Annotated in this window: 8 protein-coding genes and 5 pseudogenes; 11 read left to right on the top strand and 2 right to left on the bottom strand. The window is 68.3% G+C overall.

Translation table 11 applies throughout. The annotated features are described in order from the left end of the window. Nucleotides 1-73: 73 nt before the first annotated feature. The gene (locus tag OJJOAM_RS02395) at nucleotides 74-2,380 is read left to right on the top strand and encodes an ATP-dependent DNA helicase (RefSeq protein WP_422648763.1); all 2,307 of its coding nucleotides are present in this window, start codon (nucleotides 74-76) and stop codon (nucleotides 2,378-2,380) included. A gap of 308 nt (nucleotides 2,381-2,688) precedes the next feature. Here OJJOAM_RS02395 and OJJOAM_RS02390 read toward each other — a convergent pair. Then, nucleotides 2,689-3,524, bottom strand: a pseudogene (locus OJJOAM_RS02390) (outer membrane protein assembly factor BamD). 16 nt (nucleotides 3,525-3,540) lie between these two features. Between OJJOAM_RS02390 and OJJOAM_RS02385 the strand changes: the two are divergent. Both OJJOAM_RS02385 and pgeF read left to right on the top strand, forming a co-directional pair. Next, a pseudogene (locus tag OJJOAM_RS02385) lies at nucleotides 3,541-4,761 on the top strand (RluA family pseudouridine synthase); the annotation flags it as partial. 9 nt (nucleotides 4,762-4,770) lie between these two features. Next, nucleotides 4,771-5,675: pseudogene (pgeF, locus tag OJJOAM_RS02380) on the top strand (peptidoglycan editing factor PgeF). Between the two features lie 79 nt (nucleotides 5,676-5,754). On the opposite strand, the gene OJJOAM_RS02375 reads toward pgeF, so the two are convergent. After that, a complete protein-coding gene (locus tag OJJOAM_RS02375; RefSeq protein WP_422648762.1) occupies nucleotides 5,755-6,075 on the bottom strand; it encodes a hypothetical protein in 321 nt (106 codons plus the stop codon). A 437-nt stretch (nucleotides 6,076-6,512) separates the two neighbouring features. Between OJJOAM_RS02375 and phaC the strand changes: the two genes are divergently transcribed. From phaC to OJJOAM_RS02335, 8 genes and pseudogenes are all read left to right on the top strand, one after another. Continuing rightward, entirely contained in the window at nucleotides 6,513-8,240 is a 1,728-nt protein-coding gene (gene phaC, locus OJJOAM_RS02370; RefSeq protein WP_422648761.1) for a class I poly(R)-hydroxyalkanoic acid synthase, read from the top strand. Between the two features lie 175 nt (nucleotides 8,241-8,415). After that, nucleotides 8,416-9,594, top strand: coding sequence for an acetyl-CoA C-acetyltransferase (locus OJJOAM_RS02365; RefSeq protein ID WP_149318882.1), 1,179 nt, complete (start codon nucleotides 8,416-8,418; stop codon nucleotides 9,592-9,594). Between the two features lie 98 nt (nucleotides 9,595-9,692). After that, nucleotides 9,693-10,433: a 3-ketoacyl-ACP reductase gene (locus OJJOAM_RS02360; RefSeq protein WP_149318881.1), complete on the top strand. Its 741-nt coding sequence runs from the start codon at nucleotides 9,693-9,695 to the stop codon at nucleotides 10,431-10,433. A 469-nt stretch (nucleotides 10,434-10,902) separates the two neighbouring features. Continuing rightward, nucleotides 10,903-11,471, top strand: a pseudogene (phaR, locus tag OJJOAM_RS02355) (polyhydroxyalkanoate synthesis repressor PhaR). A gap of 184 nt (nucleotides 11,472-11,655) precedes the next feature. Next, nucleotides 11,656-13,068, top strand: coding sequence for a 30S ribosomal protein S12 methylthiotransferase RimO (rimO, locus tag OJJOAM_RS02350; RefSeq protein ID WP_422648760.1), 1,413 nt, complete (start codon nucleotides 11,656-11,658; stop codon nucleotides 13,066-13,068). A 121-nt stretch (nucleotides 13,069-13,189) separates the two neighbouring features. Beyond that, nucleotides 13,190-14,374 carry a beta-ketothiolase BktB gene (gene bktB / locus OJJOAM_RS02345; RefSeq protein WP_422648759.1) on the top strand — a complete coding sequence of 395 codons (1,185 nt, stop codon included), beginning with the start codon at nucleotides 13,190-13,192 and terminating at the stop codon, nucleotides 14,372-14,374. Between the two features lie 2 nt (nucleotides 14,375-14,376). Further along, a complete protein-coding gene (locus tag OJJOAM_RS02340; RefSeq protein ID WP_422648758.1) occupies nucleotides 14,377-14,811 on the top strand; it encodes a hypothetical protein in 435 nt (144 codons plus the stop codon). Between the two features lie 455 nt (nucleotides 14,812-15,266). Further along, a pseudogene (locus OJJOAM_RS02335) lies at nucleotides 15,267-16,437 on the top strand (cystathionine beta-lyase). Nucleotides 16,438-16,455 lie beyond the last annotated feature (18 nt).

Here is a 16,455-nt window from a genome sequence, read left to right as displayed (position 1 = left end):
GGTCCGCGATCCCGCGGGCCGCCATGCCAGCGCCGCCGGCCACCACCTGCGGCGCACCGAATTCCTGCCAGCCTTGTCCGATTCCGATCTCTCCCATCCCGGCGACGATGCCGCCGGTCCCGCCATCCAGCCGGACGCCGCCGACGCGCGCGCCGCAGCGCTGGCGCGCATCTTCGCGCCGACCGGCACGCTGGCGCAGGCCATCGACGGCTATCGGCCGCGCGATGCGCAGGCGAAGATGGCCACCGCGGTGGCCGATGCGATCGAGGCGCACGATACGGTGATCGTCGAGGCCGGCACGGGAACCGGCAAGACCTTCGCCTATCTGGTGCCGGCGATGCTGTGGGGCGGCAAGGTGATCCTGTCGACCGGCACCAAGAACCTGCAGGACCAGCTGTTCCTGCGCGACATCCCGACCGTGCGCCGCGCGCTCAATGTGCCGGTCTCGGTCGCGCTGCTCAAGGGCCGCGCCAACTACGTCTGCCACTACCACATGGAGCGGGCGCAGTTGAACGGGCGGCTGGCGTCCAGGCAGGACGCGGCGTGGCTGCGCGAGATCGCCAACTTCGCCAAGACCACCTCGTCCGGCGACAAGGCCGAACTGGCCAGCGTGCCGGAGAACGCGCCGGTATGGCAACTGGTGACCTCGACCCGCGACAACTGCCTCGGCACCGAATGCCCGCACCACAAGGAGTGCTTCGTGATGCGGGCGCGCAAGGAGGCGCAGCAGGCGGACCTGGTGGTGGTCAACCACCATCTGTTCTTCGCCGACGTGGTGCTGCGCGATACCGGCATGGCCGAGCTGCTGCCGGCGGCGAATACGGTGATCTTCGACGAGGCGCACCAGCTGCCGGAAACCGCGACGCTGTTCTTCGGCGACAGCCTGTCGACCAGCCAGCTGCTGGAGCTGGCGCGCGATACGGTCGCCGAGGGCCTGTCGCATGCGCGCGATGCGGCCGACTGGGTCGGCATCGTGGCGCCGCTCGAGCGCGCCACGCGCGACCTGCGGCTGGCCTTCGGCAAGGACAATGTACGGCTGGCGCTGGGGCAGATCGAGGCCGACGCCCGCATCGGCGAGCCGTTCTTCGACACGCTCGACGCGCTGGAGAAGGCGTTGAGCGATGTGGTCGCGCTGCTGCAGGGGCAGGCCGAGCGCGCCGAATCGCTGGAGCAGTGCCATCGGCGCGCGCTGGAACTGGCGCAGCGGCTGGCGGCCTGGCGCGACGACAGTCCGGCGCCGCAGCCGGCGGTGGAGGCGGGCGGGACGGGCGGGACGGGCGGGACTGGCGGTGAGGGCGTGCAGCCGGCGTTGGCGGCGTTGTCGGAGCCGGCGTTGCCGGGGGGCGCGTTGTCGGGGTCCGCGTCGTCGGAGTCCAATGCAGCGCTTGGGGAATCGATTGCAGATGCGATGTCCGATGCGGCTGCCGATGTGGCTTCCGGGTCTGCTTCCGGGTCTGCGTCCGCGTCCGCTTCGGCATCCGACCCGGCGGCCGCCTCCACGCCGGCCTGGAACCCGCCCGAAACGGTGCGCTGGGTCGAAGTGTTCTCGCATACCGTGCAGCTGCACCGCACGCCGCTGTCGATCGCGCCGATCTTCTCGCGGCAGCGCGCGGGCCATCCGCGCGCTTGGATCTTTACCTCGGCGACGCTGTCGGTCAAAGGTAATTTCGCCCACTATGCCGCGCAACTGGGGCTCGACAAGGATCGCTCGCTGTCGCTGCCCAGCCCATTCGACTACGGCGAGCAGGGCCTGCTGTACGTGCCGCGCGACCTGCCGGCGCCGCAGTCGCCGCAGTTCACCGACGCCGTGGTGGCGGCCGCCTTGCCGCTGATCGAGGCGGCCGGCGGGCGCACCTTCCTGCTTTGCACCACGCTGCGCGCGGTGCAGCGCGCCTCCGATCTGCTGTACGAGGCCTTCGCCGAACGCGGGCTGCAGTTGCCGATCCTGGTGCAGGGCCAGGCCAGCCGCACCGAGCTGCTCGATCGTTTCCGCGAGCTCGGCAATGCGGTGCTGGTCGGCAGCCAGAGCTTCTGGGAGGGCGTCGATGTGCGCGGCGAAGCGTTGTCGCTGGTGGTGATCGACAAGCTGCCGTTCGCGCCGCCCGACGATCCGGTGCTGGCCGCCCGCATGGAGGCGTTGCAGAAAAAGGGGCTGAGCCCGTTCGCCGTGCATCAGCTGCCGCACGCGGTGATCACGCTGAAGCAGGGCGCCGGCCGGCTGATCCGCTCCGAGACCGATCGCGGCGTGCTGGTGATCTGCGACACGCGGCTGGTCGAGAAACCCTACGGACGCCAGATCTGGCAGAGCCTGCCGCCGTTCAAGCGCACGCGCGAGCGGGACACGGTGGTGGCGTTTCTGGAAGGGTTGAAGAAGGCGTAGCGGAAGGCGTAGCGGCGCGGCGGCGAGCGCGGGTCCCAGCGGCGAGCGCGGTCGGGTACCGCCGCCCAACGCGCCCAACGCCCCCAACGCCCCCAACGCCCCGAACGCCCCGAACGCCCCCAACGCCCCGAACGCCCCGAACGCCCCGAACGCCCCCAACGCCCCCAACGCCCCCAACGCCCAACGCCCAACGCCCAACGCCCAACGCCCAACGCCCAACGCTCCCAATTCCGCCGCCAAAACAAAAAGCCCGGTTCGGTGAATCGAACCGGGCTTTTCTCATGCCCGTCGCAGTGGCGTCAGATCGTTCAGAACAGCTTCCACCACGGCTTGTCCTTCTCGCGGCGCTCGCCGTACTTCATGAAGTCGCTGTTGGGGGAAGTTCATCTCCATCACGCGCAGCGTGTCGTCGCGCAGGTCCTTCATGCCCAGCGCCTCGTACGAACGGATCATGATGTACAGCGCCTCCTCGTTGGCCGGCGCGCCATCGTATTCCTTCAGCGCCTGCTGCGCGCGGTTGACCGCAGCCAGGTAGGCGCCGCGGCGATAGTAGTAGCGCGCCGCGTGGACTTCGTGCTGGGCCAGCGAATTGACGATGTACTGCATCCGCGCGGCCGCGTCCGGCGTGTACCGGCTTTCGGGGAAGCGCGTGACCAGCGTATGGAAGGCGTCGTAGGCCGCGCGCGCCGCCTTCGGATCGCGCTCGCTCAGGTCCTGGCCCGAGAAGCGGCCGAGCCAGCCGAGGTTGTCGTTGAAGTTGATCAGCCCCTTCAGGTAGTAGGCGTAATCGACGCTGGGGTGATTCGGGTGCAGCTGGATGAAGCGGTCGACCGAGGCCAGCGCGGCGGCGGTTTCGCCATCCCTTGTAGTTGGCATAGGCCGTATCGATCTGCGCCTGCTGCGCGAACCGGCCGAACGGGTAGCGGCCCTCGAGCTTTTCGTACAGCTTGACCGCGCGCGGATAGTCGCCGCTGTCGAGGGCGTCCTTGGCTTCCGAATATAATTTGTTGGCTGACCAACCCGCCGTTTCGTCGGGTTGTTCCGAGAGCAGGCCGCATGCCGACAGCATGACGCAGCCGCCCGCGAGCAGAATCGCTCCAAATCTTGCGCGCCAACTGGCGCGTCTCATGCTCATCGATTGCATGGGCAACCTATTCCGGATGAAAAAAAGCGTCAAGCATTATAGCCCAAGCCCTTCGGTCGCCAGCCCGCAAGCGGCCCTCGACAGCGAGGCCGCACGCGATGCGGCGGTCGAAACCGAGCTGGAGGATTTCGACGAGCTGCCCGCGGCCGCACTTGTGGAGGCGGAAAGCGGCGCCGACATGGTCCCCGTGGTGCTGGAAGTCGACAGCGCCGCACACGGAGAACGGCTCGATAAATTATTGGCCCGGCAGCTCAGCGAATTCTCGCGCAGCCGCATCCAGCAGTGGATCGACAGCGGCGCGGTGACCGTCGACGGCGTCGTGCGCCGGCCGCGCGACAGCGTGCAGATGGGGCAGCGCATCGAGGTCCGGCCGCAGGCCGCGCCCGAAACGCTGGCCTTCACGCCCGAGCCGGTGCCGCTGCAGATCGTCTACGAAGACGCGGCGCTGCTGGTCATCGACAAGCCGGCCGGCCTGGTGGTGCATCCCGCCGCCGGCAACTGGAGCGGCACCGTGCTCAACGGGCTGCTGCATCGCGATCCGGCCGCGGCCTCGCTGCCGCGCGCGGGCATCGTCCATCGGCTCGACAAGGAGACCTCGGGCCTGATGGTGGTGGCCCGCACGCTGACCGCGCAGACCGACCTGGTGCGGCAGCTGCAGGCCCGCACGGTCAAGCGGACCTATCTCGCGCTGGTGTGGGGCGAGGCGCCCGACGAGGGCACCATCGATGCGCCGATCGGCCGCGATCCGCGCGAGCGCACGCGCATGGCGATCGTGCATACCTCGAGCGGCAAGCCCTCGCGCACGCATTTCCGCACGCTGGGCGTGGCGCCGCTCGGACGTGGTTGCGTGTCGATGGTGATGTGCCAGCTCGAGACCGGCCGCACCCATCAGATCCGCGTGCATTTCGAATCGATCGGTCATCCGCTGCTGGGCGACCCGGTCTATCACCGCGCCACCCAGCGCGGCCAGCGCCCGGCCATCAAGGCGCCGCTGCCGGTGCCGTTCGAACGGCAGGCGCTGCATGCCTATCGGCTGGGGCTGGTGCATCCGGTCAGCGGCAAGGCGATGTCGTGGCGCGCGCCCGCGCCGGACGATCTGCAGGCGCTGATCGACGCGCTGGACTTCACCACGCTGGAAGAGCGCGATCGCTACGACGACGAGGACGACGAGGATTGGGATGGCGTCTTGTTCGAGGGCGACGAGGATGGCGATGACGAAGAGGACGACGATGGAGAGGGGGCGCGCATGACGGACGCTGACGACGGCCGCCTGGCGCAGCTGATCCCGGACTGGCCCGCGCCGTCGGGCGTACGGGCGCTGTCCACCACGCGCATCGGCGGCGTCAGCCGAGGTCCGTACGGACTGGCCGATGGCAGCGCGGGCGGGCTCAATCTCGGCACCCATGTCGGCGACGATGCCGAGGCGGTGGCGGAGAACCGGCGGCGCCTGCGGGCCTGGCTGCCATCGGCGCCGCGCTGGCTCGAACAGGTGCACGGCTGCGCTGTGGTGACGGCCGATGGAGTCGATGGAGTTGATGGAGTCGATCAGGCCGATGCCGCCGATGCCGCCGATGAGGCCGATGGCGCCGAGGCCCGCAATCGCCCGGCACCGGACGCGCCGCCGCGCGCCGATGCCAGCATCAGCACGACGCCGGGACAGGTCTGCGCGGTGATGACGGCGGACTGCCTGCCGGTCCTGCTGTGCGATCGCGCGGGCACCGTGGTCGGTGCCGCGCATGCGGCTGGCGCGGCCTGTGTGCGGGGGTGATCGAGGCCACGCTGGCGCGCATGGAGAAGCAACGCGCGGACACCGGATCGCCGCCGCAGTGGCTCGCATGGCTCGGTCCCGCGATCGGACCCGATGCGTTCGAGGTCGGCGCCGAAGTCCGTTCCGCGTTTCTGGAGCACGCCATGCCGCACGAGCGCGATGCGGTGGAGCAGGCGTTTCGCCCCGGCGCGGCCGGCAAGTATCTGGCCGACCTGTACGCGCTCGCCCGCATCCGGCTCGCGCGCGCCGGCTGTGTCGACGTCTACGGCGGCGATGCCTGCACGGTCAGCGATGCGCAGCGCTTCTACTCGTATCGGCGCGATGGGGTGACCGGGCGCATGGCGAGCCTGGTGTGGCTCGAGCCGGCATCGAAGGAAAAATAAGAAGAAGCGGCCGGACAAGGGGCAGGGCAGCCGCACGGAATGCATCTGCTCTATTGTCCGGACGACATGACATTTGATCTCACGACGCGCCGCCGTCCGGCGGCGTCGCTGGCGCAGGCTTGACGACGGCTCGCTGTGCCCCTGGTATTGCCGCCTCTTCGGCTGTCCGTTTTGCAGCCGATTCCGCGCCTCGTTCGGCAGCCGGCTCCGCGCCCCGTTCCGCAGCCTGTTCCGCGGCACGCCGCCGCTTCCGCCGTCCCGGCGTGCCGAGGATATAGAGCAGCAGCGCGACCGGGCCGACGCCATACAACAGAAAGGTGGCGATCGCGGCCACCACCGTGTGTTCGGTGATGGCCATCATCAGCGCGACGTAGAGCCAGCCGATCGCGACGATATACATCGGAATTTCATCCTCTTCGTGGACACTGCCCGGGGCACGAATTGCCGGCCGCGGAGCGCCTTTGCGTCAAGACGTTTCCCGCATTGACAGCGTCATCGTTGCAAGGCAACAATGCCCCGGACGGCGAGTAACTGTGCGGTCCGCAGCGCCCCCGCACCACGGTATGCCGTGGAAAGCGCGCTGGCCGTCATTCGGCAAGCATACCGCACGCGCTCCGTGGCCGGAGGAGCGCGACGCGTGCCGGTTCTCCCGGAGCGAATCGCAGAACGGCGTTCCGGGCCGGCTCACTCATCAGACGGCAGAGAGACACGACATCATGGCGACCGGCAAAGGCGCGGCAACTTCCGGACAGGAAGACAAGACCACACCGTTTTCATCGACGCCGGGGCCATTCGATCCAGCGACATGGCTGGAGTGGTCCAGGCAGGCCCAAGCCAATGGCCGGGCGGCCGGCGGCATGCCGGGCGCGGAAGCGTTTGCCGCGTGGGGTGGGTTCCCCGGGGCCGCATTCCCCGGGGCCGCATTCCCCCGGCGGCGCATTCCCCGGTGCCGGATTTCCCGGCGGTGCATTTCCCGGTATCAAGATTGCCCCGGCCCAACTGGCCGAGATCCAGCAGCGCTTCATGCAGGGTTTCACCGACCTGTGGCGCGCGATGGCGGCAGGCGACCAGCAGCAGGTGCAACTGACCGACCGGCGCTTTGCCGGCGATGCCTGGCGCAGCAATGCGCCGTATCGCTACGCCGCCGCCTTCTATCTGCTGACCGCGCGCGCGATGAGCGAAATGGCCGACGCCGTCGAGGCCGATGCCAAGACGCGGCAGCGCATCCGTTTTGCCGTGGCGCAGTGGGTCGACGCGATGTCGCCGGCCAATTTTCTCGCCACCAATCCCGAGGCGCAGCGGCGCCTGATCGAGTCGAACGGTGAATCGCTGCGTGCGGGCCTGCGCAACATGCTCGAGGACCTGACGCGCGGCAAGATCTCGCAGACCGACGAGTCGGCCTTCGAGGTCGGCCGCAATGTCGCGATCACCGAGGGCGCGGTGGTCTACGAGAACGAATACTTCCAGCTGCTGCAGTACAAGCCGCTGACCGCCAAGGTGCATGCGCGCCCGCTGCTGATGGTGCCGCCCTGCATCAACAAGTACTACATCCTCGACCTACAGCCGGAGAGCTCGCTGGTGCGCCATATCGTCGAGCAGGGTCATACCGTGTTTCTGGTGTCGTGGCGCAATCCCGATGCGAGCATGGCGGCGCGTACCTGGGACGACTACATCGAGCACGGCGCGATCCGCGCGATCGAGGTGTCGCGCGCGATCAGCGGGCAGGACCGCATCAACGTGCTGGGCTTCTGCGTCGGCGGCACCATTGTCTCGACCGCGCTCGCGGTGATGGCCGGCCGCGGCGAGCGTCCCGCGCAGAGCCTGACGCTGCTGACCACGCTGCTCGATTTCTCGGACACCGGTGTGCTCGACGTCTTCGTCGACGAAGCGCACGTGCAGTTGCGCGAAGCCACGCTCGGCGGCGCGGCCGGCGCGCCCTGTGCCTTGCTGCGCGGCATCGAGCTGGCCAACACGTTCTCGTTCCTGCGGCCGAACGATCTGGTCTGGAACTACGTGGTCGACAACTATCTGAAGGGAAATACGCCGGTGCCGTTCGACCTGCTGTTCTGGAACGGCGACGCCACCAATCTGCCCGGTCCCTGGTATTGCTGGTATTTGCGCCATACCTATCTGCAGGACGAACTGAAGGTGCCGGGCAAGCTGACCGTCTGCGGCGTGCCGGTCGACCTGGGCAAGATCGACGTGCCGACCTATCTGTATGGTTCGCGCGAGGACCATATCGTGCCGTGGACCGCGGCGTATGCGTCGACACGGCTGCTGTCCAACGACCTGCGCTTCGTGCTGGGCGCCTCCGGCCATATCGCCGGGGTCATCAATCCGCCGGCGAAGAAGAAACGCAGCCACTGGCTCAACGAGGACCTGCCCGACAGTCCGAACGACTGGTTCGCCGGCGCGACCGAGGCGCCGGGCAGCTGGTGGCCGGACTGGTTTGCCTGGCTCGGCAAGCACGCCGGCGCGAAAAAGGCGGCACCGACCCAGTACGGCAGCCGCGACTATCCGGCCATCGAGCCGGCGCCGGGCCGCTACGTCAAGGCCAAGGCCTAGGCAACCGGGGCAACGCGAGAGGGGGAGAACACCGGACCGGCAAGCCGCCCAGGGCGACCGCCTTCATCGGCCGCTTCCCGTCCGCGCCCCGGCATCGACATCGACATCGAAACCGACAGACAGCGACATCGACTTCCTGAATCGCAGTATCCGTATTCCATTGAGAGGACTGAACATGACTGACGTTGTGATCGTATCGGCCGCACGCACCGCGGTAGGCAAATTCGGCGGGTCGCTGGCCAAGGTGCCGGCCCCCGAACTGGGCGCCATCGTCATCAAGGCCGCGCTCGAGCGCGCCGGCGTCAAGCCGGAGCAGGTCAGCGAAGTGATCATGGGCCAGGTGCTGACCGCCGGCTCGGGACAGAACCCGGCGCGCCAGGCGGCGATCAAGGCCGGGCTGCCGCATATGGTCCCCGCGATGACGATCAACAAGGTGTGCGGCTCGGGCCTGAAGGCCGTGATGCTCGCCGCCAACGCGATCGCCTCGGGCGATGCCGAGATCGTCGTGGCCGGCGGCCAGGAGAACATGAGCGCGGCGCCGCACGTGCTGCCGGGCTCGCGCGACGGCTTCCGCATGGGCGACGCCAAGCTGATCGACACGATGATCGTCGACGGCCTGTGGGACGTCTACAACCAGTACCACATGGGCATCACCGCCGAGAACGTGGCCAAGGAATACGGCATCTCGCGCGAGGCCCAGGACGAGTTCGCGGTCAGCTCGCAGAACAAGGCCGAGGCCGCGCAGAAGGCCGGGCGCTTCGACGAGGAAATCGTCCCCGTGATGATCCCGCAGCGCAAGGGCGAGCCGCTGGCCTTCGCCACCGACGAGTTCGTGCGCCACGGCGCCACCCTGGAGAGCATCGCGGGCCTGAAGCCGGCCTTCGACAAGGCCGGCACCGTGACCGCGGCCAATGCCTCGGGCATCAACGACGGCGCCGCCGCGGTGGTGGTGATGTCGGCCGCCAAGGCGCGCGAGCTGGGCCTGACCCCGCTCGCCACGATCCGCGCCTTCGCCAACGCCGGCGTCGATCCGAAGGTGATGGGCATGGGCCCGGTGCCGGCCTCGCAGCGCTGCCTGTCGCGCGCCGGCTGGAGCGTGCAGGACCTGGACCTGATGGAGATCAACGAGGCCTTCGCCGCGCAGGCGCTGGCGGTGCACAAGCAGATGGGCTGGGACACCGACAAGGTCAACGTCAATGGCGGCGCGATCGCGATCGGCCATCCGATCGGCGCCTCCGGCTGCCGCATTCTGGTGACGCTGCTGCACGAGATGAAGCGGCGCGATGCAAAGAAGGGCCTGGCGTCGCTGTGCATCGGCGGCGGCATGGGAGTGGCGCTCGCCGTGGAACGGTGAGGAGGGGTGTGCCGGCGGGCAGGGTGTGGATGCGGGCGGCATGGCGCCGTCCGTCCGGCGCGCCGGCGTCGATAACAAGAATCTGATTAGGAGTGGATATGACTCAGCGCATTGCATACGTAACGGGCGGCATGGGCGGCATCGGTACCGCGATCTGCCAGCGCCTGGCCAAGGAAGGCTATCGCGTGGTCGCGGGCTGCGGCCCCAATTCGCCGCGCCGTGAACGCTGGCTGGAACAGCAGAAGGCGCTCGGCTTCGACTTCATTGCCTCCGAAGGCAATGTGGCCGACTGGGATTCCACCAAGGCCGCGTTCGACAAGGTCAAGGCCGAGGTCGGCGAGGTCGATGTGCTGATCAACAATGCGGGCATCACGCGCGACGTGGTGTTCCGCAAGATGACGCGCGCCGACTGGGACGCGGTGATCGATACCAACCTGACCTCGCTGTTCAACGTCACCAAGCAGGTGATCGACGGCATGGCGGATCGCGGCTGGGGCCGGATCGTCAATATCTCGTCGGTCAACGGGCAGAAGGGGCAGTTCGGCCAGACCAACTACTCGACCGCGAAGGCCGGCCTGCATGGCTTCACGATGGCGCTGGCGCAGGAAGTGGCGACCAAGGGCGTGACGGTCAACACGGTGTCGCCGGGCTATATCGCGACCGATATGGTCAAGGCGATCCGCCAGGACGTGCTCGACAAGATCGTCGGCACGATCCCGGTCAAGCGCCTGGGCCAGCCGGAAGAGATCGCCTCGATCTGCGCCTGGCTGGCCTCCGAGGAATCGGGCTTCGCCACCGGTGCCGACTTCTCGCTGAACGGCGGCCTGCACATGGGCTGACCGACCGGGCCGGCGCTATGCCGGCCCGACGCTGGCCTGACATCGGTCCAGCACCGGCCCGACGCCGACATGGCCCGGGCCGGTGTTGCGCTGCGTTGGACGCGCCGCAGCACCGTGCCGGCGCGTGCGCGCGGCCGGCTCTCGCACCTCGCTTTTTTCCCCTGCTTTTTCCCTTTTTTACCCGGCGATTTCGCGCGTTTGCTTGCGGGTTTTCCTTAGCGCCCGCGCCTTTTCACAGTGCCTTGTTAAGCATAGAATCAGGAAATCAACGCCGTCGGCACCAATTTGGGACATCCGGAAATTCGACATGGATCGCGCCCTTGGCCGGCGGGTCGGCCCCGCGCCGCAAGCGTTGCCGGATTGCGCACTGCACGGCATGCGGTGCAACAGCGAACGATCGACCGTGCCGCACGAGCACGGGCTGCGGCGTCAGCGCACCGGCAGCGGATTACAAAAGGATAGAGCACCGATGGCCACCACCAAGAAAGGCGCAGAGCGACTGATCAAGAAATATCCCAATCGCCGGCTCTACGACACGCAGACCAGCACCTATATCACCCTAGCCGATGTCAAGCAGCTCGTGATGGACAACGAGGAGTTCAAGGTCGTCGACGCCAAGTCGGGGACGAACTGACGCGCAGCATCCTGCTGCAGATCATCCTCGAGGAAGAAACCGGTGGCGTGCCGATGTTCTCCAGCGCGATGCTGTCGCAGATCATCCGCTTCTACGGCCACGCGATGCAGGGCATGATGGGCACCTACCTGGAGAAGAACATCCAGGCCTTCATCGACATCCAGAACAAGCTGGCCGAGAACTCCAAGGGCCTGTATTCGGGCGAGGCCTTCAGCCCCGACATGTGGTCGCAATTCATGAACATGCAGGCGCCGATGATGCAGGGCATGATGAGCAACTACATCGAGCAGAGCAAGAACCTGTTCGTGCAGATGCAGGAGCAGATGCAGAACCAGGCCAAGAACATGTTCGGCAATTTCCCGTTCAACCAGCCGGACAACAACAAGAAGACCGGCCAGGGCTGAGCGGCGACGGCGTCCACTGCAGTAGCTTTGCAGTAACGGCGGGCCGCGGCGCCCGCCTGCCGACGCGGTGGTCTCGGGGTAGAATCGCGGTCGTTCCGCCGCCACGGCCGTCTTCGGGATGGCAGGTCGCGGCCCAAGACAGCGCGCGCCACCCAAAGGCGCGCCCCCCCACACCGCGAAATCCATGTCGTCTCAGTCGTCCTCTCCGTCCTCGTCTTCCGCCGGCGCCGTCCCTGGCGCGGCTGCCACCACGCCGAAGGTGGGCTTCGTATCACTCGGCTGCCCCAAGGCCCTCGTCGATTCCGAACAGATCATCACCCAGCTGCGTGCCGAGGGTTATGCCATCAGCGGCACCTATGACGGCGCCGACCTGGTGGTCGTCAATACCTGCGGCTTCATCGACGAGGCGGTGCAGGAGAGCCTGGACGCGATCGGCGAAGCGCTGACCGAGAACGGCAAGGTGATCGTCACCGGCTGCCTCGGCGCCAAGAAGGACGCCGGCGGCAACGATATCGTCACCAGCGTGCATCCGAAGGTGCTGGCCGTCACCGGCCCGCATGCGCTGGGCGAGGTCATGCAGGCGGTGCACACGCACCTGCCCAAGCCGCACGACCCCTTCATCGATCTGGTGCCGCCCGCCGGCATCAAGCTGACGCCCAAGCACTACGCCTACCTGAAGATTTCCGAAGGCTGCAATCACCGCTGCTCGTTCTGCATCATTCCGTCGATGCGCGGCGACCTGGTGTCGCGCCCGGTCGCCGAGGTGATGCTCGAGGCCGAGAACCTGTTCAAGTCGGGCGTCAAGGAACTGCTGGTGATCTCGCAGGACACCAGCGCCTACGGCGTCGACGTCAAGTACCGCACCGGCTTCTGGAACGGCCGCCCGCTGAAGACGCGCATGACCGAACTGGTCGGCGCGCTGGGCGAGCTGGCGCGCGAGTACGGCGCCTGGGTGCGGCTGCACTACGTCTATCCGTATCCGCACGTCGACGAGATCATCCCGCTGATGAACGACGGCCATGTGCTGCCGTATCTGGACGTGCCGCTGCAGCACGCGCACCCGGACGTGCTCAAGCGGATGAAGCGCCCGGCCAACGCCGAGAAGACCATGGAGCGGATCCGTGCCTGGCGCGAGATCTGCCCGGACCTGACCATCCGCAGCACCTTCATCGCCGGCTTCCCGGGCGAGACCGAGGCCGAATTCCAGACGCTGCTCGACTTCATCGCCGAGGCCGAGCTCGACCGCGTCGGCTGCTTCGCCTACTCACCGGTCGAGGGCGCCACCGCCAACGACCTGCCTGGTGCGCTGCCGGACGAGGTCCGCGAGGAGCGCCGTGCGCGCTTCATGGAAGTCGCCGAGGCCGTATCGGCCGCGCGCCTGCAGCGCAAGGTCGGTCAGACGCTGCGCGTGCTGGTCGACGAGGTCAACCAGGATGGCGGCATCGGCCGCTCGGCCGCCGATGCGCCCGAGATCGACGGCCTGGTCTATATCGATCCGCCCGCGAAGCCGTACCAGCGCTACAAGACGGGCGAATTCGTTTCGGTGCGGATCACCGGCGCCGACGGCCACGACCTGTGGGGCGAGGCGGTGGCGTAACGCTTCCGGCATGCCAGCCGGGCCCCGGCCGCCGTGCCGACATTAGGTAAAAGTACGATCGTTCGGAAAATGGACCGCAGGACTATACTTTGCGGTGCAACATTACCCAATGGAGACAGACATGACCCGTGAAGTGGTGGTGGTCAGCGGCGTACGGACCCCGATCGGAACCTTTGGCGGCAGCCTGAAAGACCTGTCCCCGACCGAGCTCGGCGCGATGGTGGTGCGCGAGGCCCTGGCCCGCGCGAGCGTGCAGGGCGACGAAGTCGGCCACGTGGTGTTCGGCAACGTGATTCAGACCGAGCCGCGCGACATGTATCTCGCGCGTGTGGCGGCGGTGGACGGCGGGGTGTCGATCGACGCGCCGGCCCTGACGGTCAACCGGCTGTGCGGCTCCGGCCTGCAGGCCATCGTCAGCGCGGCGCAGACCGTGATGCTGGGCGACGCCGATGTCGCCATCGGCGGCGGCGCCGAAAGCATGAGCCGCGCGCCGTATCTGGCCCCGGCGGCACGCTGGGGCGCGCGCATGGGCGACGCCAGGCTGCTCGACATGATGCTGGGCGCGCTGCACGACCCCTTCCATTCGATCCACATGGGCGTGACGGCCGAAAACGTCGCGCGCGAATACGACATCAGCCGCGCGCAGCAGGACGAGGCCGCGCTGGAATCGCATCGCCGCGCCTCGGCCGCGATCCGCGAAGGGCGCTTCAAGGAGCAGATCCTTCCCGTCACGCTGAAGTCGCGCAAGGGCGACGTCGTCTTCGATACCGACGAGCATGTGCGCCACGATGCCAAGGCCGAGGACATGTCCAGGCTCAAGCCGGTCTTCGTCAAGGAGAACGGCACCGTGACGGCCGGCAATGCGTCGGGCCTGAACGACGGTGCGGCCGCGGTCGTGCTGATGGAGCGCAGCGTCGCCGAGCGGCGCGGCCTGAAGCCGCTGGCGCGGCTGGTGTCGTACGGCCATGCCGGCGTCGACCCGAAGACCATGGGCATCGGCCCGGTGCCGGCCACGCGCAAGGCGCTGGAGCGCGCCGGCCTGTCGGTCGCCGATCTGGACGTGATCGAAGCCAACGAGGCGTTCGCCGCGCAGGCCTGCGCGGTCAACAAGGCGCTCGGCCTGGACCCGCAGAAGGTCAATCCGAACGGCTCGGGCATCTCGCTGGGCCACCCGATCGGCGCCACCGGCGCACTGATCACGGTCAAGGCGCTGTACGAGCTGCAGCGGGTGCAGGGCCGCTATGCGCTGGTGACGATGTGCATCGGCGGCGGCCAGGGCATCGCCGCGATCTTCGAGCGGATCTGACCATGAGCCGGCGGCGCGTGGCAGGCCTGGTTGCAGCGATCGGCGCGGCCGGGGTCGCGGCCGCCGCCGTGCTGGCGTGGTCCGCGCCGGCCGCCGCGGCCGGCGACACGGTGCTGTCGACCGCGTCGCCGCCGCGCGCGGGCGTTGGCGGCGGTAATGGTGTCGGTAATGGCGCCCGCACAGGCACCGGCACCGCTGACGGCAACCCCAAGGCGCCGGCGCAACGCCAGCGCGACGCCGCCCGCGGCATGCCGGCGGTCCCGGCGGTGCCGGCCCTGCCGCCGCCCCAGCCTTATCCTTCCGGCCAGCAAATGCCCGTCTATGTCGGTCCCGACGGCGTGGTCGCGGTGCCGTCGATCGACATGACGCCCAACAGCGGCGTGGTCTACGGACCGCCGCCGCCGCGCTCGGGGATCGTCGAAGACCGCAAGCGTTAAGCGGCTCAAGGGGCTCAAGGGGCTCAAGGGGCTCAAGGGGCTCAAGGGGCTCAAGGGGCTCAAGGGGCTCAAGGGGCTCAAGGGGCTCAAGGGGCTCAAGGGGCTCAAGGGGCTCAAGGGGCTCAAGGGGCTCAAGGGGCTCAAAGGGCTCAAGGGCTCAAGGGCTCAAGGGCTCAAGGGCTCAAGCGGGCCAAGCGGCTTGAGCAGATCAAGCGGTCACGCCGCACAAGCGGGTCAAGCACGTCAAGCCGATCAAGCACGTTAAGCGCGGCGGGCCGCGCAGCGGCCATCGGCCCCATGGCGGCGCCGCCGTCATTGCTGGTAAGCTCGGAGGCTCTATCCGCACTCGCCAGACAAGGAATCCGCCGTGTCCGACCGTCCCCTGACCGATACGAACGCCGCTTCCCCCGAACGACAACGATCCCGCCGCAACGCCCGACTGCTACGTGCAGACGCTGGCGGTGCAGCCGCCCCTGCAGGTTCCCCCCCGGTTTCGCCTCCTTCTCCCAGCCGACCCAGCGCGGCTCCACCGTGGTGTTCCGCAATCTCGCCGAGCTGCGCGCGCATGGCGACGGGGCCACCACCTACTGGCGCTACGGCATCCACGCGACGCCGACCAGCGAGGCGCTGTGCCAGCATCTGGCGATGCTCGAAGGCGCCAGCCACGCCTTGCTGCTGCCGTCGGGCCTGGGCGCGATCTCGCTGGTCTATTTCGCGCTGCTCAAGGCCGGCGACGACGTGCTGGTGCCGTACAACGTCTACGGTCCCAATCGCGAGCACGGCGAATGGCTGGCGCGCGATTTCGGCATCACCGTGCGGCCCTACGACCCGATGATCGGCGCCGGCATCGCCGAGCTGATCCAGCCCAATACGCGGCTGATCTGGATGGAGGCGCCGGGCTCGGTGACGATGGAAGTGCCCGACAGCGAGGCCATCGTCGCCGCCGCCAGGACGCGCGGCGTGCTGACGGCGATCGACAACACGTGGTCGGCCGGCCTCTATTTCCGGCCCTTCGAAAAGGGCATCGATATTTCCGTGCAGGCGCTGACCAAGTACCAGTCGGGCGGCAGCGACGTGCTGATGGGCGCGGTGCTGTGCCGCGACGAGAAGCTCTACCAGCGCATCAAGCGCGTGCGCATGCTGATGGGCTGGGGCGTGTCGGCCGACGACTGCTACCTGGTGCTGCGCTCGCTGCCGAGCATGCCGGTGCGGCTCGCGGCGCACGACCGCGCCGCCCGCGAGGTGGCCGAGTGGCTGGCGCAGCGGCCCGAGGTCGCCAGGGTACTGCATCCGGCCTTGCCCGACTGCCCCGGCCACGCCTTCTGGCGCCGCGACTTCTCTGGCGCCAGCGGCCTGTTCGCGGTGGTGCTGCGCGCGCGCTATCCGCGCGCCCAGGTCGACGCCTTCGTCGAAGCGCTGCGGCTGTTCTCGATCGGCTGGTCCTGGGGCGGGGCGCACAGCCTGGCCGTGCCATATCACGTGCAGACCATGCGCCCGGCCGGCAGCTGGCCGCCCGCCGGCTGGCAGGACGCCGGCGAGCTGGTGCGGCTCTATATCGGGCTGGAAGATACGCGCGACCTGATCGCCGACCTGAAGGCGGCGATGGAGGCGAAGCTGATCGGTTGACCGGGGCGCGGAATCGTC

The sequence above is a fragment of the Cupriavidus sp. H18C1 genome (assembly GCF_049311595.1).
Lineage (GTDB): Bacteria > Pseudomonadota > Gammaproteobacteria > Burkholderiales > Burkholderiaceae > Cupriavidus > Cupriavidus cauae.
The sequence above is the reverse complement of the archived record's forward strand: the minus strand, read 5'-3'. Positions and strand labels throughout refer to the sequence as shown.

Excerpts from the sequence above, each read along its gene's own strand:
- OJJOAM_RS02375 (WP_422648762.1), bottom strand. The coding sequence starts at position 6,075 with ATGTATATCGTCGCGATCGGCTGGCTCTACGTCGCGCTGATGATGGCC.
- phaC (WP_422648761.1), top strand. The coding sequence starts at position 6,513 with ATGGCCGGGCGGCCGGCGGCATGCCGGGCGCGGAAGCGTTTGCCGCGT.
- bktB (WP_422648759.1), top strand. The coding sequence starts at position 13,190 with ATGACCCGTGAAGTGGTGGTGGTCAGCGGCGTACGGACCCCGATCGGA.
- rimO (WP_422648760.1), top strand. The coding sequence starts at position 11,656 with ATGTCGTCTCAGTCGTCCTCTCCGTCCTCGTCTTCCGCCGGCGCCGTC.
- OJJOAM_RS02365 (WP_149318882.1), top strand. The coding sequence starts at position 8,416 with ATGACTGACGTTGTGATCGTATCGGCCGCACGCACCGCGGTAGGCAAA.
- OJJOAM_RS02340 (WP_422648758.1), top strand. The coding sequence starts at position 14,377 with ATGAGCCGGCGGCGCGTGGCAGGCCTGGTTGCAGCGATCGGCGCGGCC.
- OJJOAM_RS02360 (WP_149318881.1), top strand. The coding sequence starts at position 9,693 with ATGACTCAGCGCATTGCATACGTAACGGGCGGCATGGGCGGCATCGGT.